The 22,579-nt window shown below is 61.2% G+C and carries 20 protein-coding genes; 16 read left to right on the forward strand and 4 right to left on the reverse strand.

Annotated features, from left to right (window positions below):
• Positions 1 to 3: 3 nt before the first annotated feature.
• From AAD027_RS08745 to AAD027_RS08760, 4 genes are read left to right on the forward strand one after another with little or no spacing between them, the layout of a single operon-like run.
• On the forward strand, positions 4 to 786 hold the full coding sequence (locus AAD027_RS08745) for an SDR family NAD(P)-dependent oxidoreductase (RefSeq protein ID WP_341725635.1): 783 nt from the start codon (positions 4 to 6) through the stop codon (positions 784 to 786).
• 11 nt (positions 787 to 797) lie between these two features.
• Positions 798 to 1,709 (forward strand): SMP-30/gluconolactonase/LRE family protein, encoded by a 912-nt coding sequence (locus AAD027_RS08750; RefSeq protein ID WP_341725636.1) that lies wholly within the window; start codon positions 798 to 800, stop codon positions 1,707 to 1,709.
• 29 nt (positions 1,710 to 1,738) lie between these two features.
• On the forward strand, positions 1,739 to 3,298 hold the full coding sequence (locus AAD027_RS08755; protein WP_341725637.1) for a sodium/sugar symporter: 1,560 nt from the start codon (positions 1,739 to 1,741) through the stop codon (positions 3,296 to 3,298).
• Positions 3,299 to 3,303: 5 nt separating this feature from the next.
• The gene (locus AAD027_RS08760) at positions 3,304 to 4,350 is read left to right on the forward strand and encodes a sialidase family protein (RefSeq protein ID WP_341725638.1); all 1,047 of its coding nucleotides are present in this window, start codon (positions 3,304 to 3,306) and stop codon (positions 4,348 to 4,350) included.
• Positions 4,351 to 4,453: 103 nt separating this feature from the next.
• Here the strand turns inward: AAD027_RS08760 and AAD027_RS08765 are convergent, their stop codons facing one another.
• On the reverse strand, positions 4,454 to 4,741 hold the full coding sequence (locus AAD027_RS08765; protein ID WP_341725639.1) for a DUF7673 family protein: 288 nt from the start codon (positions 4,739 to 4,741) through the stop codon (positions 4,454 to 4,456).
• A 204-nt stretch (positions 4,742 to 4,945) separates the two neighbouring features.
• On the opposite strand from AAD027_RS08765, the gene AAD027_RS08770 reads away from it, so the two are divergent.
• Both AAD027_RS08770 and AAD027_RS08780 read left to right on the forward strand, forming a co-directional pair.
• Positions 4,946 to 6,106 (forward strand): serine hydrolase domain-containing protein, encoded by a 1,161-nt coding sequence (locus AAD027_RS08770; RefSeq protein WP_341725640.1) that lies wholly within the window; start codon positions 4,946 to 4,948, stop codon positions 6,104 to 6,106.
• Between the two features lie 833 nt (positions 6,107 to 6,939).
• Entirely contained in the window at positions 6,940 to 7,179 is a 240-nt protein-coding gene (locus AAD027_RS08780) for a hypothetical protein (protein WP_341725641.1), read from the forward strand.
• 29 nt (positions 7,180 to 7,208) lie between these two features.
• On the opposite strand, the gene AAD027_RS08785 is transcribed toward AAD027_RS08780, so the two are convergent.
• Complete coding sequence (locus tag AAD027_RS08785) at positions 7,209 to 8,132, reverse strand: LysR family transcriptional regulator (protein WP_341725642.1); 924 nt, start codon at positions 8,130 to 8,132, stop codon at positions 7,209 to 7,211.
• A 66-nt stretch (positions 8,133 to 8,198) separates the two neighbouring features.
• Here AAD027_RS08785 and AAD027_RS08790 point away from each other — a divergent pair, with 66 nt between their 5' ends.
• Together AAD027_RS08790 and AAD027_RS08795 are read left to right on the forward strand one after the other, a co-directional pair.
• On the forward strand, positions 8,199 to 9,299 hold the full coding sequence (locus tag AAD027_RS08790; RefSeq protein WP_341725643.1) for an aldo/keto reductase: 1,101 nt from the start codon (positions 8,199 to 8,201) through the stop codon (positions 9,297 to 9,299).
• Positions 9,300 to 9,768: 469 nt separating this feature from the next.
• Positions 9,769 to 10,521 (forward strand): SDR family oxidoreductase, encoded by a 753-nt coding sequence (locus AAD027_RS08795; RefSeq protein ID WP_341725644.1) that lies wholly within the window; start codon positions 9,769 to 9,771, stop codon positions 10,519 to 10,521.
• A gap of 111 nt (positions 10,522 to 10,632) precedes the next feature.
• Here AAD027_RS08795 and AAD027_RS08800 read toward each other — a convergent pair whose 3' ends face one another.
• Positions 10,633 to 10,851, reverse strand: coding sequence for a hypothetical protein (locus AAD027_RS08800; RefSeq protein ID WP_341725645.1), 219 nt, complete (start codon positions 10,849 to 10,851; stop codon positions 10,633 to 10,635).
• Positions 10,852 to 11,371: 520 nt separating this feature from the next.
• On the opposite strand from AAD027_RS08800, the gene AAD027_RS08805 reads away from it, so the two are divergent.
• The 8 genes from AAD027_RS08805 to AAD027_RS08840 all read left to right on the forward strand — a co-directional run bounded on the left by AAD027_RS08805 (position 11,372) and on the right by AAD027_RS08840 (position 19,466).
• Entirely contained in the window at positions 11,372 to 11,824 is a 453-nt protein-coding gene (locus AAD027_RS08805; protein ID WP_341725646.1) for a hypothetical protein, read from the forward strand.
• A complete protein-coding gene (locus tag AAD027_RS08810; protein ID WP_341725647.1) occupies positions 11,821 to 12,405 on the forward strand; it encodes a hypothetical protein in 585 nt (194 codons plus the stop codon). The genes AAD027_RS08805 and AAD027_RS08810 overlap by 4 nt, the downstream gene beginning before the upstream one ends.
• A 556-nt stretch (positions 12,406 to 12,961) precedes the next feature.
• Complete coding sequence (locus tag AAD027_RS08815; protein ID WP_341725648.1) at positions 12,962 to 13,684, forward strand: hypothetical protein; 723 nt, start codon at positions 12,962 to 12,964, stop codon at positions 13,682 to 13,684.
• Positions 13,677 to 14,048 carry a helix-turn-helix domain-containing protein gene (locus tag AAD027_RS08820; protein WP_341725649.1) on the forward strand — a complete coding sequence of 124 codons (372 nt, stop codon included), beginning with the start codon at positions 13,677 to 13,679 and terminating at the stop codon, positions 14,046 to 14,048. Before AAD027_RS08815 ends, AAD027_RS08820 begins: the two co-directional genes overlap by 8 nt.
• A gap of 57 nt (positions 14,049 to 14,105) precedes the next feature.
• Positions 14,106 to 15,536, forward strand: coding sequence for a hypothetical protein (locus tag AAD027_RS08825; protein ID WP_341725650.1), 1,431 nt, complete (start codon positions 14,106 to 14,108; stop codon positions 15,534 to 15,536).
• A 51-nt stretch (positions 15,537 to 15,587) separates the two neighbouring features.
• Positions 15,588 to 16,589 (forward strand): AAA family ATPase, encoded by a 1,002-nt coding sequence (locus AAD027_RS08830; RefSeq protein WP_341725651.1) that lies wholly within the window; start codon positions 15,588 to 15,590, stop codon positions 16,587 to 16,589.
• A gap of 35 nt (positions 16,590 to 16,624) precedes the next feature.
• The gene (locus AAD027_RS08835; protein WP_341725652.1) at positions 16,625 to 18,100 is read left to right on the forward strand and encodes a hypothetical protein; all 1,476 of its coding nucleotides are present in this window, start codon (positions 16,625 to 16,627) and stop codon (positions 18,098 to 18,100) included.
• Positions 18,101 to 18,884: 784 nt separating this feature from the next.
• On the forward strand, positions 18,885 to 19,466 hold the full coding sequence (locus tag AAD027_RS08840) for a cupin domain-containing protein (RefSeq protein WP_341725653.1): 582 nt from the start codon (positions 18,885 to 18,887) through the stop codon (positions 19,464 to 19,466).
• A gap of 18 nt (positions 19,467 to 19,484) precedes the next feature.
• Here AAD027_RS08840 and AAD027_RS08845 read toward each other — a convergent pair whose 3' ends face one another.
• A complete protein-coding gene (locus AAD027_RS08845; RefSeq protein ID WP_341725654.1) occupies positions 19,485 to 22,337 on the reverse strand; it encodes an ATP-binding protein in 2,853 nt (950 codons plus the stop codon).
• Positions 22,338 to 22,579: the final 242 nt, after the last annotated feature.

Consider the following 22,579-nt stretch of genomic DNA (forward strand, 5'->3'; position numbering starts at 1 on the left):
ACGATGACCGATTCACTGGCAGGCACCCTGACGGCGCGGTATCCGAGCCTGGCCGACCGCGCGGCGCTGATCACCGGCGGCGCCACCGGCATCGGCGCCAGTTTTGTCGAACAGTTCGCGCGCCAGGGCGCGCGCGTGGCGTTCTTCGACATCGACGATGCCGGGGCGCACGCCCTGATCGCCGGGCTTGCCGGGATGGCGCACGCGCCGGTCTACCAGCGCTGCGACGTCACCGACCTCGACGCCCTGCAGTCGGCGATCGCCGCCGCGCGCGCGCAGATCGGTCCCATCGGCGTGCTGATCAACAACGCCGCCAACGATGCGCGCCATGACTTCGGCGAGACCACGGCGGCCGAGTTCGAACGCAACATCGCGGTGAACCTGCGCCACCAGTATTTCGCCACGCAGGCGGTGATCGAGGACATGCGTACGCTCGGCGGCGGTTCGGTGATCTGCCTGGGCTCCACCGGCTGGATGATCAAGAACGCCGGCTACCCGATGTACGCGATGGCGAAGTCGGCCATCCGCGGGCTCGTCAACGGGCTGGCGCGCGAACTGGGCCACGACCGCATCCGCATCAACGCGCTGGTGCCGGGCTGGGTCATTACCGAAAAACAACGCCGGCTGTGGCTGGACGAGGAAGGCGAAGCGCAGATCCGCCGTTCGCAATGCCTGCCCGGCCACCTGCAGACCGAGGATCTGGCGCGCATGGCACTGTTCCTGGCCGCCGACGATAGCCGCATGTGCACAGGCCAGGATTTCATCGTCGACGGCGGGTGGGTGTGAGCATGGGCGAAATGCGCGTTGCTGTCACCGCCGGCAACCAACTGGGCGAAGGTGCGTTGTGGTGCGAGCGCGAACAGGCGCTGTACTGGACCGACATCCACGCCGCGCGCCTGTGGCGCTACCTGCCGAACGAGGGCGCTACGCACGACTGGGCGTTGCCCGAACGCCTGGCGTCGTTCGCCTTGTGCGAGGCCGATGGCTGGCTGCTGCTGGCGTTGGCGACGCGGCTGGCTTTTTTCCATCCGCAGCGCAATGAACTGCGCGACTTCGGGCCGAACGGCATCGCAGCGAGAGGCTTCGACGATCGCCACGACACGCGCGCCAACGACGGTGCCTGCGATCGCCAGGGACGCTTCGTATTCGGCACCCTGCACGAAGCGGCGCAGGGTCCCAAGCTGGCGGTCGGCGGCTTCCACCGCCTCAACGCCGACCTGTCGCTGGAAGCCCTGCCCTTGCCGCACGTGGCCATCGCCAACAGCGTGGCCTTCAGTCCGGATGGCGCGACGATGTACTTCTGCGACTCCCTGCAGAAGAAAATCCTGCGTTGCGACTACGGCGATCAGGTCGGCCCGGCTTCGGTGTTCGCCGATCTGTCTGCGCAGGATGGCGAGCCCGATGGCTCTGCCGTCGATGCCGAAGGCGGATTGTGGAACGCACAATGGGGCGCGGCCCGCGTGGTTCGCTATCTGCCCGATGGCCGCGAGGATCGCCGCATTGCCATTCCGACTGTACAGCCCACGCGTCCCACATTCGGCGGGCCGGGCTTGCGCACGCTGTTCGTCACCAGCGCGCACGACGGCTTGAACACCGGCACGGGCTGCGAGGACCGCCACGCCGGCGACGTGTTCGCTTGCACGCCGGGCGTGGCCGGGCTGCCCGAACCCCGCTTCGCCGGCGATCCCGACGCCGTGCCGGTCCGCTGACGCATACCCCCGTTCTCTGGAGATCCCTGATGCAACTTTCCAGCCTCGACGCAGGCATCGTGCTGGCCTACCTGGCGGGCATCTTCATCCTGGCGCAGTTGGTCTCGCGCGAGAAGTCCGGCCACCAGAAGGACGCCAAGGACTACTTCCTGGCCAGCAAGTCGCTGCCTTGGTGGGCCATCGGCGCCTCGCTGATCGCGGCGAACATCTCGGCCGAGCAGATCATCGGCATGTCGGGCTCCGGCTACGCCATCGGCCTGGCGATTGCCTCCTACGAATGGATGGCGGCGCTGACCCTGCTGATCGTCGGCAAGTTCTTCCTGCCGGTGTTCCTGCGCAACGGCATCTACACCATGCCGCAGTTCCTGGAGCAGCGTTACGGCACGAAGATCCGCACGCTGATGGCGGTGTTCTGGCTGGGCCTGTACGTGTTCGTCAACCTGACCTCGATCCTGTGGCTGGGTTCGATCGCGGTGGCGCAGGTGACCGGCATGGACCAGATGCTGGCGCTGACGCTGCTGGGCGTGTTCGCCCTGGCCTATCAGTTGTATGGCGGTTTGAAGGCGGTGGCGCTGACCGACATCGTGCAGGTCACCCTGCTCGTGCTCGGCGGCCTGCTGGTCACCGGCATCACCCTGAGCCACATCGGTGGCGGCGATATCGGCGCGGGCTTCTCGAAACTGTGGGCCGAACATCCCGGCCATTTCGAGATGATCCTTTCGAAGGACAATCCCTTCTACAAGGATCTGCCTGGCATCAGCGTGCTGATTGGCGGCATGTGGATCATGAACGTCAGCTACTGGGGCTTCAACCAGTACATCATCCAACGCGCACTCGCCGCCAAGAACCTGGGCGAGGCGCAGAAGGGCGTGGTGTTCGCCGCGTTCCTGAAGCTGCTGATGCCGCTGGTGGTGGTGGTGCCGGGCATCGCGGCGGTGGTGCTGGCGCCTGATCTGGCCAAGCCGGACCAGGCCTATCCCACGATGATGCGCCTGCTGCCCACCGGCATCCTGGGCCTGGTGTTCGCGGCGCTGGTCGCGGCGATCGTGGCTTCGCTGGCTTCGAAGATCAATTCGGTGGCGACCATCTTCACGCTGGACTTCTACGCCAAGTCCAAGCGCCAGCACAGCGAAACCCATCTCGTGCGCGTGGGCCGCATCGTGGCGGTACTGGCGGTGTTCCTGGCGATCATCACCGCGCGCCCACTGCTGGGCAGCTTCGACCAGGCCTTCCAGTACATCCAGGAATACACCGGCTTCTTCACCCCGGGCATCGTGGTGATCTTCGTGCTGGGCCTGTTCTGGAAGCGCGCCAACGAAGCCGGCGCGCTCAGCGCGGCGATCGGTTCGTTCGTGCTGTCGGTGGTGTTGAAGCTGGCGTGGCCGTCCCTGCCCTTCATCGACCGCGTGGGCCTGGTGTTCCTGCTGGCGCTGGCGCTGGCAGCCGTCGTGTCGCTGCTGACGCCGAAGGCCGAGGACAAGGACTTCATCCGCACCGATGACGTGGACTACCGCACCGGTGGCGTGTTCAACATCGCCGCGGTCGGCGTCATCGCAATCCTCATCGCCTTGTACACTCTGTTCTGGTGATTCCGATGCGCACATCCACCAGGTTGAAATCCGTGGTATTGGGCGTGGCGCTGTTGCTCATCGCACCCGCCGTTGTGGCGCAGGTGAGCTGGGGCGAAACCATCACCATCGTCGAACACGACGCAGGCTGGGCGCGCATGGCGCGCCTGCCGGACGGGCGCTGGCTGGCGGTGACCACGCACTTCCACAAGGACCGGCCAACCACGCTGGCGATTTCCATCGGCGATGCGCGCGCGCGCAACTGGCGCCCGTGGTCCATGGTTGCCGAACCCGGCCGCATGATCGACAACGGCGAACTGTTCGTGATGCCCGATGGCCGCATCCTGCTGGGCATGCGTTCGCTGATCGACGGCAAGTCGTACCGTCTGAACCTGTATGCCAGCGACGATCAGGCGCGCAGCTTCCAGTTCCTGAGCACCATCGACGCGAACGAAGCACCGGCCGGCCGCAATGATCGCGGTGTGTGGGAGCCCGTGCTGACGCTGCTGGAAGACGGCTCGTTGTCCGTGCTGTACGCCGACGAGACACTCGCCGATGGCGCCCCGTCCTACAACCAGGTGGTCTCGCAGCGCCTGTCGTCCGATGGCGGCAAGACCTGGCAGGCCAAGCAGGCCATCGTGAAACAGGCCGGCGGCGGCCACCTTCGCCCCGGTATGCCGGTGATGGCGCGGCTCAAGGATGGGCGTTACCTGCTGGTGTTCGAAACCTGCGGCGACGACAAGCACTGCCCCGTGTCGTTCAAGGTATCGGCGGACGGACGCTCCTGGCCCGAAGGCCTGGGCATCCTGCTGCCCGACCAGCGATGCGGCCCACAGATCATGACGACCACGCAGGGCCGCACATTCGTGACCTCGTGCCAGAACGAAGTCAGTTGGACGGATGATGCCGGCGAGCATTGGCAACGCATCGCCGAACCGGCGTGGCCGTTCGGCTTCCGTCACTCCTGGCCGGCGATCTACCAGACGGGGACGCACGAAATCGGCGTGATCAACATTGACATGGGAAGCGCACGGGTTCGGTTCGGACGCATGGACCCGGCAGCCACGCCCTGACCGGTGCCGTTCGCCACATATGCGGTGGCCGGCCACGGGTCATGAAGATGACGCGTGGCCGGTCGACCTGGGACGCCAGTCAAGAGCGCAAGCAGGCGGTACATCAGGCAGTCACATCCAGCGCACGCCACAACGCCTCGATCCGGCGCAGTGGTTCGTCGTATCCCAACCGACCCGGATAGGCACTCAGGCGCACCGTCATGCACAGCACGACGATCATGTCCTGCTGGATCGCCGCATCCAGATTCCAGATATCGGTCAGGTCGAAACCTCCGCAGCGTGGAGCATTCCACCAAGCCAACAGAAAGTTGGCGACCTTGCGGCTCTGGCCGCTGTCGTGCAGCGCAACGGCGATCAGCCGCTCTAGTGCGACACGCTCCAACTCGTTCATGGCTCCGGTCCCAAGTCTTCCCTTTCCCCAGCTTCCTCTGCCTGTCCGCGCCTGCAACCTGGAATCCCCGCCCAACCCGGCGGATTTCACTTTCAGCCTGTTCCGGGGTCGCCCTCCTCACCGCTTTTTTTCATGACTTCCGGCCGTTACGGGGCTGGTCGCCTCGCGTAGGATTGACGCCATTCCTCTTCAGGAGCTTCACGCATGCGCCGTGCCGTCCTGCTGTTGCTGACCCTGGTTCCCTTGGCCGGAGTCGCCGCCCAACCGCCGATACCTACGCCCTCTCGTATTGATGCCGAGGCGCAGCGCCTCATGCGGGCAGCAAATGCTCGTGGAATGGCAATAGCGGTGATCGACGGGGGCAAGGTGGCCCACATAGCGGCCTATGGCGAGCGGAATTCTGCCGGCGAGCCGTTGCAGACCGATACCGTGATGTATGCAGCGTCGCTGACCAAGATGGCCTTCGGCCACTTGGTCGCCCAGTTGGCGCAGGACAACGTGATCGACCTGGATGCCAGCATCGCCCGGGGTCTGGACAGACCGCTGCCGGACTACCCGGCCGAGCCGAAAAAGTACGCCGACTACACCGTGCTGGCCGATGACGAGCGTTGGCGCCGGCTGACTCCGCGCCTGCTACTGAACCATAGCAGTGGCTTCGCCAACTTCGGATTCCTGGAGCCGGACGGCAAGCTGAAGTTTCACTTCGATCCGGGCAGCCGCTACGGCTACTCCGGCGAGGGGCTGATCCTGCTGCAGTTCGTGCTGGAGCGTGGGCTGGGGCAGGATGTCGGCACGCTGATGCAGCAGCGCGTGTTTGACCGCTTCGGCATGCCCCGGACCAGCATGATCTGGCGCGAGGACTTCGCCACCAACCTGGCCGATGGCTGGACCGCCGACGGAAGCAGCGAGCCGCACGACGAACGCAGCCGTGTGCGCGCGGCGGGCTCTATGGATACAACCATCGCCGACATGGCCCATTTCGCGGCAGGCTACGTGAGCGGTGAAGGTCTATCCGCCGAGTCGCGTCGGGAATTGGTCCGTCCTCAACTACCGATCACCACCGCCAGTCAGTTTCCGACGCTGCAAGCCGAACTGCCGCCGTCGCAACGCCGCGCCGACTTGGCCGCCGGCCTCGGGGTGGTCACCTTCAGCGGACCGCAAGGCGCAGGCTTCTACAAGGGCGGCCACGATGATGCTGTGGGCAACACCTTGGTTTGCATCGAACAAGGGCAGAGATGCGTCGTGATTCTGGGCAACGACGTGCGCGCCGAAGCGACCTTTCCAGCCTTAGTAGCATTCGTGCTCGGGCCGACGGGGACGCCTTGGGAATGGGAGTATGGAACGAACAAGGCGTTCGTTCACTAAGGAGCCGGTGGTCCGCCTGCTCAACAGTGGTCAACCCATCCACAATCACCGCTGGCGGGCCTGGCTGGCGTCCAGCCACCGGTCCCCTGCACCGGTGAGCAGGAGTACCTCGTTTTGTTTTCAGGATCCTGGCCGACGGCTTGAAACATCTGGCCGGTGGCACGGTGTAACTCGAGATCCACACGAGCCCACCTTCATCCGTATGGAAACAGACTTCGAGCAAGCATGGGAGCGCCGCCCAGAGGGCCAGGTGAAGCTGCTGGCTTATCCCATTGCCTGCACAACCCGGATACCGGCCCGAGTGACGACTGACGGGAACCGGCGCGCATCGAATCGGGCGGCAACGACTTCGGCGAGTTCTTCGACCCGAGGGAAGGCGTCCATCGGCCGAGGAGATGCGGCGCGACATCCCGATGCATGTTCGGGGCGGGCATCCCATGCCAAAGGGAGGGGGGGATTACTCGCTCGTTCCGTATAGTGTTTTGAGAGCCGCCTTTAATCCCATGCTGGCGCCTATGCGTCCGTTCGGCAACCGATTCAAGCAAGGAGGAACTCAATGAAAGACCTCTCGGGCCGCACGGCCTTCATCACCGGTGGGGCCCAAGGCATCGGCCTTGGCATTGCGCGTCGCCTTACCCGCGAAGGCGTCAAGCTGGCCTCGGTGTTCGGGAACTGATAGCGTCGGCCGGACTGACCCAAGGCGCGTTCGCCAAGCAGTTCGCGACGAAAGAGGCATTGGCGGCGGAAGCCTGCACTTTTGCCTTTGAGGCGGCCGAGCACGCGCTCGGTGCTGCAGCACGCGGTAACGCACTGCAACTCACAGAGTACTATCGATGACCACGCTTGCCATGGACGCGGCCCGATCACTCAAAGATGGTGTGTTCCGCGAAACTTATACCGATGGACTTGAGCGCCTTGCAGAGCTGATCGCGGGCAACCCAGGCTCGGCAGCCCGTCTCACGCTGCTGGCAGCGATGGTCGGCGCTTCCGTAATGCGGAAGGCGACAGGCGAATGTGCGCTGATGGATCAAGTTGAGGCCGCGGTTCTGGAATTCAGCCGGTCCGTCGACTGAGCAGTGCGTGGCGCCTCAAGGTATCAACCCTATTCTGGTTTCCAGCGCAGCGTTTCGATCAAGGCCTTCAACGCCGGCGTGATCTGCCGGTTGGGATAGTAAAGGTGGCATCCCGGAAAGCTCGGACACCAATCGTCGAGTACCTTGACGAGCCTGCCCTGCGCTACCTCTTCCGCAACTTCATGCTCCATCAGGCCTCCCAGTCCGGCGCCGGCCCGCACGGCGGCTGCGGCGAGAAGTCCATCATTGACAATCAACTGCCCCTTGGCACGAACAGTGATCTCACGACCGTTGCGCAGGAAAGTCCATGGACGCAGCCCGCCGCCGCCCACCAGGCGATAATTGATGCAGAGGTGGGCCTCCAAATCTCGGGGTGTCCCGGGCTTGCCATGACGATCAAAATAGTCCGGCGTGCCTACGATTACGGCGCGGACGTCAGGCTCGAGCCGGACCGCAACCATGTCGCTGTCAATCGCCTCGCCGAGGCGGATCCCGGCATCAAAACCTTCGGCGACTATATCGACAGGCCGGTCATCCGCTATGACCTCCACCGACACATCAGGATGTTTCAGCAAGAAGGCTGGAAGCCGCGATGCGAGAACCGTTCGAGCGCCATAGTGAAGGGTCGTAAGTCGCACAGCGCCGGATGGAGTTCCGCGCCAGTCCGCCAGCGCCGCAAGGCCGCTGGCCACTTCGGCAAGCGCAGGATCGAGCGATCGCAAAAGGCGTTCCCCTGCGGCTGTGGGAGAGACCGACCTCGTGGTTCGCGCCAGCAAAAGCACACCCAGACGCTTCTCCAGACTGCGCATTGCATGGCTGAGAGCGGACGGAGATAGGCCCATCTCCGCCGCCGCGCGCGTGAAGCTGCGCGCTCTCGCCACTGCTGCGAATGCCGCCAAATCGTCCAGGCTTCCGCGTCTCATTATTGCATCCAGTTCATAAAGCCTTGTCACGATACCCCCCTAATGACGCCAGAATATCACCCCATTTCATACCCTACTGATTAGGGAGATGCAGCAATGAATATGACCCACTATCGTACGCTCGGCCATTCAGGTCTTGCGGTAAGCCCACTGGCTCTTGGCACCATGACCTTCGGTGCGGGACGGTGGGGCGCTGATGAACGGACTTCGCGTGCCATCTTCGATGCATATGTCGAGGTCGGCGGCAATTTCGTAGACACAGCCGATGTCTATTCGGGTGGCAACAGCGAAGTGATGCTGGGCCGATTCATTGCCGATCACGGCAACCGTGACCGGATGGTCATTGCAACCAAATCCGGATTCCCACGGCGTCAGGACACCCCCCTCGCCGGTGGAAATTCGGCGCGCAACATCCGCGACGGCATCGAGGGATCGCTGAAGCGGCTCGGAACTGACTATATCGACGTTTTCTGGACCCATGTCTGGGATCAGACCACCCCGCCGGAAGAGGTGCTGCGCGCTCTGACAGATGCTGTCCGCCGTGGAGACATCTTATACTACGGTTTTTCGAACGCGCCGGCGTGGTATGCCACGCAGATCGCCACACTAGCGGCCGCGCACGGTTTGCCTCGACCTGTTGGCTTGCAATATTCCTATTCCCTCATCGACCGTGGCGTCGAACTGGAAATAATCCCCGCCGGCAATGCCCTCGGGTTGGGCCTGGTTGCCTGGAGTCCCCTCGGCGCCGGCCTCTTGACCGGAAAATATGGTCGGGAAAAGCTTGCCGAGGCCGGCCCCGCCGGAAGCCTGCCCAACCGGTCAGGCGAGACGAACATGGGTGGAAGCGACGGACGCCTCAACGGTGACAATCCGGTCGGCGGCATGCTGTTTACCGAGACGAATTTTCGCATCGTCGATGTGCTTCGAGAGGTCGCTGAAGAGGTCGGCCGTCCAATGGCGCAGGTCGCGCTTGCCTGGGTCGCAAAACGACCGGGCGTCTCTTCGGTGCTGATCGGCGCCAGCCGAGCGGAGCAACTGTTGGAGAATGTTGCCTCCATCGATATCGAATTGACGACCGATCAGCAGTCGCGGCTGGACGCGGTGGGGCGCCCGCCCTTGCTGAACCCCTATTTCATCTTCGGCCTACCGCGAGAGCGTGTCTTCGGCGGGCGCTCCATAGAAGCCTGGAGACGATGAGGAGCGCTTGGATGGGGCCGTGTTCGGCGCATCTGTCGGGCACTTGATTCGTGTGCTGGGCGCGGCGACGTAACTGCAGGGTGATACTGACGTTCACGACGAGTTTTTCGAAACCAGTCTCTTCGTTCGCCTCGGTAAGCAGGGAAGTAAGTCCGAGGCATCGAGTCTCCGGCAAAGAGTGGCGCCATCCTGGCGGATTGACGGATGGGCGCCGCGAGGTTATATTTGAACACGCAGCCATCTTCATGGCTATGCCGCAGGCGTTATCGTCATCCAACGCGCCCAGTACCGAGTGGGCCTCAGCAGAGGGAACTCGGAGAATCTGCGCTGCGGCAGTACGCCCTCCCATCGCCCCTTCTCCTTGTAGCTCCGTCATGGCTTGGCCATGCGCTTGCTGAGGGATTCAAGCGGCATGTCATGGGAGAGCCGTGGCCTTTTCCTTTGACCCCCTGACGGAAAGGCAACAACCATGAAGATGACTGGGAACACCATCCTGATCACCGGCGGCACCAGCGGCATCGGCCGTGCGCTCGCCGAAGCATTTCATGATCTTGGCAATCGCGTGATCGTCACCGGGCGACGTCAAGCCATGCTCGACGAAATCACTGCAAGCCGTCCCGGCATCGTCGGCTTGCCGCTGGATCTGGGCGACGCGGCTTCGCTGGCCCGCCTCGTGGACGACATTCGCGCCAAGTTCCCCGAACTCAACGTGCTCATCGCCAACGCCGGCATCTCACGACCTGAGGATGTCACCGCGGATCGCTGGGACGGTTCCGATGCCGAGGCGATCATCGAAACCAACATCCTGGGCGTGGTACGCGCGACAGCAGCTTTCCTGCCGTTGTTGAAACATCAGCCGAACGCGACGATCCTTGCGACCAGTTCGGCCCTGGCATTCCTCCCGCTCGCCAGCTTCCCGACCTATTGCGCGAGCAAAGCCTTCCTGCATTCCTGGCTTACATCGTTGCGCCATCAGCTTCGCAAAATCCCTATAGAAGTGCTGGAGCTTTCTCCACCCTACGTACAAACGGAACTGACCGGCGTTCAGCAGGCTGCCGATCCTCGCGCCATGCCGATCGGTGACTACATCGGACAGGTGATGAGAATGCTCGAACATGGTGATCATCCCCATGGGGAGCTAGTGCTGGAACGCGATCACGCCCGACGCTGGGCCGAAAGAGATGGCACATACGACGCCATCTTTGCCACGATGAATCCCTAGGGATGAGCTCAGACTAAAACCAGACACCGCCCTAGAGTTGGGAGCCACGCTGCCGTCCAATTTCCCAGGACACGTTTCCGCCACGCACCGTGATGGTAGCGATGCACAGCACTATAGCGCGACCGGCCATGCCTCTTGGCCGGCGATAGACAGCTGATCGCGCGAGCCGCAATAAATGCAACTCTGCGCGTGACGCGAGGCAAGCTCAGCCATGGAGCTGAGGCCTTGAGTGTTGATGTCAACTATCTGGACATCTTCTGAGATTGTCCGGATAACTTCCTCTCCGTTCGCCTTGACCCGCTTGATGCCGATCTCGGTCTTAACTTTCATCCAGCTTCTCCGTAGACATTTCGCATCTCGATGTCCCTTCAGCGGCAGATTTCCACCGAGCCACTTAGAGGCCATCAGCCAGAAAATTCGGCCTTCTCATACCCCCGATAAACATCCCTAATCGAATCCGAAAGTGTTCGGGTCAAGTCGGGACACGCATGGGGTAGGAAATGCATGCCGTGGCCGAACGCCTCACGCAACGACCGCCGATGTCACGATTTCAATATGAAATCGTCCAAAGATACTGTTCTGTGCACGTTGGAACCTTAGCTCCCGTGCGCTACTCTACGCCGATGGGCCGACCACAGCTGCTCGACTACCGAATACCGGCGTGATCGCAAGCATCGATCATGCCCCTGTTGCTCATGTTGGTCAGAGCGCCGGTCTTATACCCCGGTGAGAGCACGCGCCAGATAAGCGCGTCAACGTCGGTTCGATTCCTACCAGGAGCACCACCGCACAAGCGGTTGCTCTTGGAGAATGGACAGCATGCGCTTGTTCCTCGACTGCGAATGGAGTGATGCCAAGAGTCGCCCAGCTGGTCAAGCTGGTGCTGGCCGATGTGTCTGGCCAGCATCGGTTCTATGCGGAGCGGGATCCATTGTCGAGCATTCCATCGGACTTCGTTCGCGAAGTCGTTTACTCACTGCTCGACCGTGGGCTACCGCCTGCCGGACCTTGCCTTCACCGATGCCCTATGCTCCTCCTGGCGGGCTTCGAGGATCCGTTGATCCAGGCCGACGCTGGCGAGGACTTCACGCTGCTGCTCCATGCACTGAGCGGTTTCGGCCGACTTGGCTTGCCGCAGGCGCTAACTTGGCGCCAAGTGCGGTTCACCTTCGGCGACGTACTGATGCGCATTGAGGGCTATTTCGAGGCTCGGCCAGAGGCCAGGACGAGGCGCCACGATGCGATGGTCGATGTCGGAGCACTGCGCTGGGCATTCGAGCAGATTGGAGGCAACAGAGCATGACCCGTCTATTCCTCGATTGCGAGTGGGCCGATAACATCGGCAGCGAACTGGTCAGCCTCGCTCTGGTGAGCGAAGACGGCCAGCGCCGTTTCTATAGTGAAGTGTCGCCGCTCCCGAAGCAGCCCAGCGACTTCGTCCGGACCATCGTCTATCCGTTGCTCGATCACGGCTTCCATGCCCGGCAGAAGATCGATTTCACTCGCGACCTGCGCGCCTTCTTGATCCGTTTCGATGCGCCGGTGGTGCTGTTCGATCATGTCGCCGATGGCGTTCTGCTCGATCACGCTTTGACCGGTTTCGATCTGCCGGCGAACGTGGTCAGCAAACTCGGGACCGTACCCTCTGTTACCGCGACCTTGATCCAGAATGAAAGCGTACGTGATTGGATCGAACACTATTTTCGCGAGCACCCCGATCAGGAACGGCGTCGTCACCACGCCAGCGTCGACGCCGAGGCTTTGCGGTGGGTGTTCTTGACCGCTCTTAGTCGTGCCTTAACGGCTTTTCGACTGCTACGACATGCCCAATTGCGACACACGGTCGTCAAGGAAAAGCACTGGGCGAATCACGTTCTTCATTGAACTATCCCTCTTGCTTTTCCTTGTTGCATACACCTCACCTTTCATTGGTGTATGAATTCTATTCTTCCTTACAAATCAATATGTTGAGTGGCACCCTCGGGACTGCTACTGTCGGAGTCCATTAGTCTTCGAAATGCCTTCAAGGCTTCCGAGCCTCGCCCTGCTCATTTCGATAAAGGAGGTTGAGACCAGACGACAGATCCGCTATGCGCCCGCCCTAAGCGGAAATGAAAACCCCCGGGTGCGAACCGGGGGCTGGGGTTCTGCAATGACTACTTTTCTTAGTCTGAAGACTACCCCCGTTTCTCGCCAACGTCTACCCCTTCCTGCATGGAACCCGGGGTACGGGCATGTTTTCCCTAACGGAGCCTACAGATGACTGATTCCTGCGCTACTCAGGCCGCATGCGGGCCTAAGTCGACACAACATCGCTGTTTCCGATCTCGCGCCAATAGACGTATCGCGCAGCGAAATCGGCTGCCTTCTGATTCCCTTTGACAATCGACCGAGAAAGCCCGGTCCCTCGCCATGCGCCTAAGCGCGCGAAGGAGTTGCCATGACTGCTGGAACCACCGCGACCGCGGACGCTTCGTCCGCGTCGTCGCATGCCATCGATCCCACCCTGCCCTACACACCTCGCAAACTGACCCGTGGCGAACGTAATCGCCGCGAAGTCTTCGTCTTCTTTTCGCCACGTAACCAGCGGGTCGTCACGATCGCCGACGTCGTCAACGCCACAGTGGCGCTAAAGTTTGAATTCGACCCCAACATCCAGAAATACGTCGAGCGTCCGCGCCGCATCCAGTTCACTCCTAAACAACAGATCGATGTTTCGTTCTGGACACGTGACATGTCGGGCGATGAGCGCTTTTACTTGGTTGTTCCCGATACAGGCATCGTCGGCAGTACGACGGGGACCGTCTCCATTCGGGATCGAAGCGAACTCGATGACGCCGCCCAGCGCAATGGCATCCGTATGCACTATGTCACCGAGCCGGAGTTGCTGTCGGCACGAACCTGGCTTGCAACCGGCTTCGAACTGTTACCGCTGGTGTGGGACTACGGACGACTGGCGACGCGCTCACTTATTCGAAACCAGATTCGTGCACGCCTCACCAACACCGGGCGTGTCTCGCTATCGAACCTCATCAAGACTTTGGATTTCACGCCTGCAAATGTTCGTGCAGTCGTGGCCGGCATGATTCATCAAGGCGAGCTGCGGCTGGTGGACTACTTGCCAGGCGCTGCCGATGCCGTCCTGGAGGTGGTCCGTGCGTAGCCTCTACACGTGCTATCCCACCGAGGAGCTTGATGCCTGGTACAAACCCAAGGAGTCCGATCTCGCTGAATCGATTCGGTCGCGCTTCAGGGAAGCATGTGCCGCCCTGACGGCGGTCCTGACAGGTGACATGGGCATTACCCGTGCGGCAGACGCACACGGGTTGTGCCACAAACGCCTGCGCGCCATGGTCAAACGCGCACCGCAACTGGCCCACGACGGGCAGCCGTACGGATTTAGGGTATGCGTGCCGTGGGGCACCTACCAGCGCGGCAAACAAGAAGGCGATGCAGAAATGCCGCGCCTGGCTGGCCCACATGCGATGAGCCATCTCCTCTCGGCACGCCCCGAGATCGCGATCTGAATCGACGAATTCGGACAGCCCTTGCCACCCGGACGACCGCCGAAAGCCTTCGACCGGTTGCACGCGAAGATCGTGGCCGAACTCAAACGTCTGGACCTGCGGGACTTCTACCCACTGAACCAAGCGGACCAGGGGCGTCGCGCCCTGCTCCGCTTTATCCGTCAGCGCCGCATCGACCATGCGGACGTCGGCAACCTCGATACCGCCGATGCGCCGCCTTCCACCTTGTCGGGAATTTTCCAGGGAAGCCCATTCGCTCGCACGGAAATCGACGGACATCGCATCGATATCGAGGCCGTCCTCGGCGTAGCATTGCCCAACGGCGGTTCCGTCAAGCGCCAGATCACCTCGATGTGGTTGCTGGTCGAGATCGAGGTCGAGTCCCGCGTCATCGTCGGCTGGATCCTGCGCGTCGGCAGGGCGTACAACAACCTCAATCTCGCCTCCTGCATCACGAAGTCCCTGCAGCCGTGGAAGCGCCGGGAACTGACGATCCCTGGCTTGGAATATGCACCGGGTGCCGGCCTACCTTCGGGCTCACTGGGCGCACACTCGCCATGGCGTTCGCGTTTTCTGGCGTTGGACAACGCGAAGGCGCATTCGGCTTTGGACTTCGAACAAGCGTTCTGTCGCGCCCGTGGCGGCATGCTGTTTTATGGGCGCGCCCACGAGCCACGTTCTCGCCCCATCGTCGAACAGTTCTTCTCACGCTTGGAGCGCGGCGCGCTCCGGGACGTGCCGGGCGGTTTCGAGCCTGCCAAGCGCCTGGGCGAGAACAAGATCCGCATCAGCAATTTCGCGCCGAACGACTATCCGATCCAGTTGCATGTATTCGAAGAATTGTTGGACGTCATCATCGCGAACTACAACGCAACGCCCCACCCCGCGCTGGGCGATCTGAGTCCGCTGCAGTTCCTGCAGATGCAAGGGCCGAAGGCCTTCGCGTTCATGCCGGACAAGGCTGAGGAAGACGCCAGCGACATGGGCAGCGTGCTGGTACCGCTGACGGTCCACGGCAATCGCAACGAAGGTGTGATGCCGCACGTCAATTACATGTACGTGCGCTATCGCAGCCCGGATCTGGACAACAAGTGGGAACTGGTCGGCAAGACGATCCTGGCCCGCGTCTATCGCCACGACCTGCGCTCGTTCGTGCTGATGCGCACCGCTACCACACCCCTGTGCGCCGTCCGGGCGGCCGCGCCATGGAACCGCACAGCGCACGATGAAACGACGCGAGCCATGATCATGCAGTGGTCGAAGTTGAGGACAGGATTCTCGATCACCGGCGTGGATTGCGCGATCGCGGCTTACGTTGCGTTCCTGCGTGCGCTGGCACCTAGCTCCCAGCAGGCCGTGGATCAACTTGCTCGCATGGAGCAGGTCCACAACGGCACGCCACCGAGCTCACGTCCGCCAGCGATCAATGCCCCCATGAAGATCCCTCCGGGTGGCTGGATCAGCCTCGACGACGAAAATGACTTCTGACGCTCTGGTTTTCCACCTTCCCGCATGGCGCGCTCGCGCCCAGGAGAACTCATGGATAACAACGAACACCCCATTTTCATTCCCAATAGCTATCAGATCTATACCAAGCCGACCGAGTACCTCGCCAACTTCATCCTCTCTAATATCAGTCAAGGTCATCACGGTTGCTCGGTGTACGGCGGTGGCGGGCTGGGCAAGACGACCGCGCAACAATATCTGACTGACAATGCGTCTCGCTGGCTGGTCAACAACAAGACGAAGCAGCAGATCGGCGTCGCGGCGCGCATGGTGATGCCCAGCGGCATCCGTCGCTCGGACCGTGCGTTCTGGACCGCCATGAACCGGCGCCTGAAGCTCGTCAACGCCATCCGCATGGATCCGGGCCTGGGCCTCGAACGCCTGGTGAATTTCATTCGCACGCGCTGCGGCCAGGCACGGCAACGCCGCATGGTGCTCTTCATTGACAACGCCCAGCGCATCACCGAGGCCGAGTACCAGTACCTCGAGGATCTGGATGGTTTGGTGCTCGACGAGAACCTCAGCCTGTTCCTCGTGCTGGTTCGCCAGAGCGACGCCGAGGGCATCGATGTTGGCGACGACTGGCTGGAACGCCCGTCCCACACCGTGCGCCGCTGGTTCATGGACACCGCCCCGTTCCGGCCGCTGGTGGGGATTGTAGAAATCACCCATGCCTTGGGGCGTTATGATCGTTCAGTCGCTTGGCCGACGCCGGACATGCCGTTCTCGCGTTACTTCGCCAAGGACGCGTTCGACCGCGGCTGGTGCCTGTCAAAGGATGCGCCGTTGATCTTCGAGGGCGTCCGGTCGCTGCGCAACGAGTACAAGTTGCCCGAAACCGATGCGTGGCCGATGGCAACGTTTACCTTGGTCGTGCACTCGCTCCTGGCCGACATCGCCCACGAGAAACCAGATTTCAACGGTTTCACGCCAGAGCAGGTCAGGCACGTCCTCCTAGCCAGTGGCTATCTCCGCCTGGAGTTCGTCCGCGCCAAGATGCGCATGCCGGACATGGGCCATGACGAGGCCGCCTAATGACTTGGCGTGACGTCATCCAAGGAGGGCCGGCATTGGCGGCCCTCCTTGGCGCCGAACTCGAACCCTATCCCTACATCTCCGGCTACGGGCTGCTTCGGCGGATGACGCAGTTGGGCCGGTTGATGGGCGTTGAGCTGACAGCGCTAGGGATTCGCAACCGAGTGACATCCGACGCACTGACCGCGACCCAAAGGCCTGGCGCCCCCAAAGCGGGGCTGCTTCACGCGCTTGGGCTGCAACGGACGCGCGTGGGCGACTATTGGTCACCAGAAGTGTGGAGCCCGCTGCGCACCGGGCATGTACTGGAGCGCCACAACGTCCCCCTCCGCGATTGCCCTCTTTGCGCAGCCCACGGCTACCACTGTGCGCTTTTCCAGCTGCCTTTCATCGATCACTGTCCGTGGCATGCCGCCAAGCTGCACACCGGCTGTCCTCAGTGTGGTCGAACCTGCTGGGCACGCTTTCACCCGGATCTTCGTCTTGGTCGCTGCGAGTGCGGGTACGACGCGTTCGAGGTCAGGACGGCTTCGATCGACATGTGGCATTTCCCGGCTGCCGAAGTCGACGCATGGGCCAGCCGATATCTGGATTGGGCGGCCGAAGAGCGAAAGTCCCGTCTGCTCGTAGTCCCCGCCCTGCATACCGACTGGATGCCGGGATACGCCGCGCTGGCTCGCCAATCGCTTGAACTCGAGAGTATGCTCGTAACCACCAAGCCCACAGCCGAACTGACGGAGTTTTCCGACGTTGGGGAAGATCCGCCTGAAGGCGAGTTCTGGGGCTGGAGCCTTCTGGGTGGCGAGCGTCCACTGACGTTCGTGCCGCTCCCCGCCACGATGCACGCCAAGCTCGCTCAGGCAACCCGAGATGCCGTAGCTGCGTTTCCGGCCGATACCCCCACCCCGCTCGAGCTCGCCACCCTGAATGGCTTGGAGGAAGGACAGACCCTCGAACAGAACCTCGTCAACCGCCCTGAATGCCTGATCGCTCCTCACGGGTTGTCCAGCGACCAAAGCACTTGGCTCAACCTCTCGGCCGTCGACCCGACAGCAGCCTGCTTTTGCGGCGAGTTGCTGGACAGAGTGATCTCCGGCCTGGAGGCACGCGACGACGGGTGTAGCCGATCCCTTCAAGCTGCCCGATCCCACGCGCTGGATGGGATCTCGGGGCGACGCCACGTGGCCAGAGCTCTGGAAGCCATCCTTGCCCGCGCGTATACCCAAGGTTTGGAGACGGTACTCAGGTCGATGATGGCCGGCGGGAAGGCATCGATGTGCCAGCGCTGGTCCTTGCCAACAGCAGAGATCGTCATCGCGAACGACGAAGTCCGTTCGGTCTGGGTGTGCTGGACGGCGACACGTCCGCCCCCTTCCTGGCGTACTGTCGACATCCCGGTGCCCGTCTCGCCCGCGCCGAAGACCAAGACCGGATCCAAGTCGTCGGCAATGCGGCTGCAGACCCGGAACCGCCTGACGCGCCGAGCTGGCAAAGTACGGCAGAAGAAATAGCGGGCAGATCGTCGGCGGTTCGAGGAAACAATGGGCGGTTGCTGGTAGTTCTGGGAATTCCGGGCGAGTTGTTGGCAAGGAAAGCTCCGACGAAATGCCCGGCCAGTTCGCGCTTCTCTTTTGAAATCAGGTAGTTAGTCTCATGGCGAATGCTCGGCGTCAATCACTCGCCCCATAGTCAGAGCGGTTACAGACAATTCGTTCGTGACCGCCGATAGGCGTGTACGCAGTTGCTACCTGCCGACCGTTGTGGGCGCGCGACGAGCGCTAAAGTTGTTCAGGAGCAGCTTGTTTGGCCGGCCGGTCCCGAGCTCGCGGGCGATCCTTTCCTTGGCGCTGCCGCATACAGCCTTCGTCCGGCGCGATGGACTTAAACATCTGTTGCTCTGGATAAGAAACGAATATTGCTGGCCTCGCATCACAAAGCGCCTGACTAAGAGCCTGTTGCTATGGAATGGAAATGTGTGCCGCCTCACGTGGTCTCCAGACCCCGAAAGCGCACCGTCATCTTGGCTTGTCTGCCAAGTCGGCGCTCAAGCGCGACTGAATTACGAGCGGGGACCCTAGGGGGAGATGACTTCCAGATAACGCCTCCTGCCCCTGATAACCATTCCTGATCCCCTGCCCTAGTGACGTCAACTATCGGTCAGCAATGAACATCCCTCTCTCGATCCGCCCCGAGGGGGGATCTCCAACATACTGCTTGGGCGACGCTTGCCCTTACCAACTTGGTTGAGATGAGACTCGGTTTCACTCTAACATCCGCATGCTGCCCGATCCTTCGATGCCCATGACCCTTCCATCGATACACCGCGTGGTTACCGGACATGATGCCGATGGCAAAGCCATCATCGCAATCAATGGACCACTACCCAAGGTTGTTGAGCTGGATGCCATACCGGGCATGATATTTCATGAAGTCTGGGAGACCACCGGCACGCCTGCCGCAGTTGACAACAGCCTCGACCCCACGACCGGCCCACTAGTTCATCAACCGCCAGTACACGGTACGCGCATTCGTTTCGTTGATATGCCACCCGATACGGCCTATCTGGCTGAAGCCGATGACCGAATGAAGAAGCTGTTTGATGAGGTCAGTGACAAGAAGGGCCTAACGGCCAAGGCCGATTCGCCTCATCCGATGATGCATCGGAGCGAGGCAATCGACTACGGCGTTGTCATCGATGGCGAAATATTCCTGATTCTCGATGATTCGGAGGTACTTCTTAGACCAGGGAGTGTCGTGGTCCAGCGCGGCACAAATCATGCCTGGGCGAACCGGTCCGGAAAGAATTGCCGCATGCTCTTCGTCCAGATCGATGGCCGGTACGATCCTTCGGTAGCGGCATCAATCGCAGGAAGATGACATTTACCTGTGCCAGCATCAACTTTTCCGCTTGCCGAGAGAAGCGAGAAGATCGCTTGCCATCATCAAGTCGTGCGTAAGGAATCCTTCGCGAAACATGCCGAAGGTTGCGGACAATACTGCATGAGCTTCTTCTGTTCTTGAGCCGACTTGCCATAGCCGCGCGAGGTCGATGGCTGTTCTCAGCATCCAGGAAAGCGCCCCCATTTCTCTGGCCATATCCAAAGAGGTTTTCAAGAAGGCTCCCGCGTCCTCCGCATGACCTTCCAGACGGAGGATTGATGCTTTTATTCGCAAGATTTCCGGCATGCACCATAGATCGTTCTTCGCGCGCGCCCTGTCCAACGCCGCCTTGATAGCCACCCTTGCTTCGTTGAGGAGCCCTGATCTGGCCAAAGCCTCGGCATACACACTGAGATAGAAAGGCATTCTGGCCAAATGTCCAGTAGCCCGGAACTCGGACAATGCCTGATCGAGCCCACGTACGGCATCTATCGAGATACTGTCGCTGGCACACGCCAGAGCGTGACGATAAAACGAGACGACTGGTCGCCTGACCACAAATCCATTGCGACGCACCTGCTCGTCCAACATTGAAACATGGCGTTCGCAGTCCTCGGACCTTCCAGCCAGGAAGAAAACCGGACATACCCAAGAGAGCGCATTGCTGAGCGACAGATTGTGCTTGGTGCGTTGCGCGTATTCGACCGTCGACATGGCCGTCGCTATGGCGGCGTCGGGAGAGCCTGTGAGCCATTGTGCATGCGACAGTAGATTCGTGACGTCAACTATCCTATCCGAAAGATAACGCACGTGGTACCTGACACGCTGCACATCGTTGATCTCCAGAAGGTCATTGTCATGTCTGGCCTCGAAGCGCTCTCTTACCTCACGTAGTCTCCCGACAAAGAGATGGCCTATGCCCAGTGCAACTTCGGCCTCAAGGCTGGCCGACGGCATTTCCTCTGCCGCCAGCGATGAGAATTGCTCCAGAGTTGCAATGGCGGCCTCGTTTTCGCCGCTGAAGAGCTCATAGACCCCAATGAGTCGCAAGCAGCGCACGCGATAATCCGTGTTGCCTAGTCGTTCGGCGATCTCCAATGCTCTCTTCATTGCAGCCACCGCTTGCGGCATGAGCCCGCAGGTGAACATGGTTGCGCCGCCCAGCCAAGCCTGAAGGCGCATTTCTGCTTGCGTCCCCGCCAATCCCACGGCGTTTATCTCGTCAACCGCTTGAGATACATGCGATCGGCACTCTTCAGTCAGCGAGAAGTGATTCCAAAGAAGAAGGCCAGCTACAGTCAGTCGAATGCGCATGGGACCGTTGGCAGGATCTCTCCTCGCCCATGCCAGCGCCGCACGCAAATCATCCAGTGTCCGGAAATAGGCATCCCCCCACTCGCCAGCCGGACGCTGTGGCCACTCTTCCTCAGCGAGTTCGAGGACGCGGCAAACATACTCCGCATGACGTAGTCGCAAATCTTCCTCTTCGCCGAAATATCGCAAGCGTTCGATTCCATAATTCCGGGTAGCATCCAGAACCCTGAAGATGATTTCTTCGGCGCTTACATCAACCGCTACTAGCGACTTGGCGGAGAGCTGCGCCAGAAGATCAAGCGTATCGGAAGGCGCGTAACCCGAAAGCGCGGCCGCCGCGTCAGTGCTGAATACTCCAGCGAACATCGAGACACATCGCAGCAGCCTGGCCTCGCGATCTGAAAGAAGGCTATAACTCCAATCAAGCGTTGCCCTGAGAGATTGGTGGCGCGGCGGCGCATCTGAAGCCTCAAGCCTCAATAGCCTGAGCCAGTCGTCCAGCATCCGAAGAATCTGTTCCGGATCGAATGCCGCCGCTTGCGTCGCGGCAAGCTCGATCGCCAAAGCGTTGCCGTCCAGGCGCCGGCAGATCTCGGCCACAGCAGGAGCGTGCCCATCTGTAAGTTCATAGTTCGCTCTCTCGTACGCACGCGTAGCGAATAGTTCAATCGCTGCGAACTTCAGAGCGTCGCTTGCGCTGGAATCCGATGCGGGGTCGCACTCAAGCCCTGTCAGGCGGTATACGTGCTCGTTTCGCATCCTCAACGGCTCACGGCTCGTGACAAGGATTCTTAGTCCGTCAATTCCCCGCATCAGCCGATCGACTGCGCTCGCCGTTGCGGAAAGCAGATGCTCACAATTGTCAAATACCAGCAGCTTCTCTTGTGAGCGCATCGCGTGGATGGCGGTTGCCAGCGGATCCGATCCGGACAGGTTGAGCCCGAGGGCAGAAGCGATCGCGAGAGGGACGAATTGCGAGTCGCCGATGGTAGACAGATCGATGAAAACTGCGTGTTCCGCACTCTCTCGTGCTGCCGCGATGGCTACGGTCGTTTTTCCTATACCGCCGGATCCGACGATTGACACGAGACGGGTCCTGGTCAGCTCCCTCCGGATAGTCGCGATATCGCTGGATCTGCCGACGACGTGTTGGACTACAGGAGGGAGGTGATGTCCACACACAACATGCGGCGCACGCTCGTCTCCCGGGTCGATGGCGGACTCGACGGTCGCCACGAACTTGTAACCTCGCCCAAAGACGGTTGCTATGTACTGGAAGCCACCGGGCCCCTCACCCAGGACCCGCCGTAGAGCGGTCATATTGACCTTCAGATTGCCCTCTTCAACAATCGTTTTTGGCCACACCCGGGCCACCAACTCGCGCTTGGTAACAAGTTCGCCCTGTCGTTCCACGAGTGCGGTCAACAGATCAAGGGCACGTCCACCTATGCGAATGGGTATCCCGTCCCGCAGCAGAAGCTGCTTCGATGGTACGAGCACGAAAGGGCCAAAGCTGAAGGCGCGTGCAGCCGATTCAGAGGAGTAGTCCACCATATATAGTTCCAAGGCTGAAGACGCCACGTTTCTCCATGCTAGACCTATAGCTTGGGTACCCGCGAATCAAAGTAGATCAAAAGATGTGGAGGAAGCCAGATCGAGTGTAATGGGCTTCCAGGAATATCAATGGATCAAATCGGATTGGAACAGCATCGCGCCTGATTTGTTGTCCGCTTGTCCGAAGGACGGACGACAATCCGGTTCCGTCGATGAATGAGGGCGCCCGTCGGGCGCCCTGC

The organism is Pseudoxanthomonas putridarboris, from assembly GCF_038321125.1.
Classification (GTDB): Bacteria; Pseudomonadota; Gammaproteobacteria; order Xanthomonadales; family Xanthomonadaceae; genus Pseudoxanthomonas_A; species Pseudoxanthomonas_A putridarboris.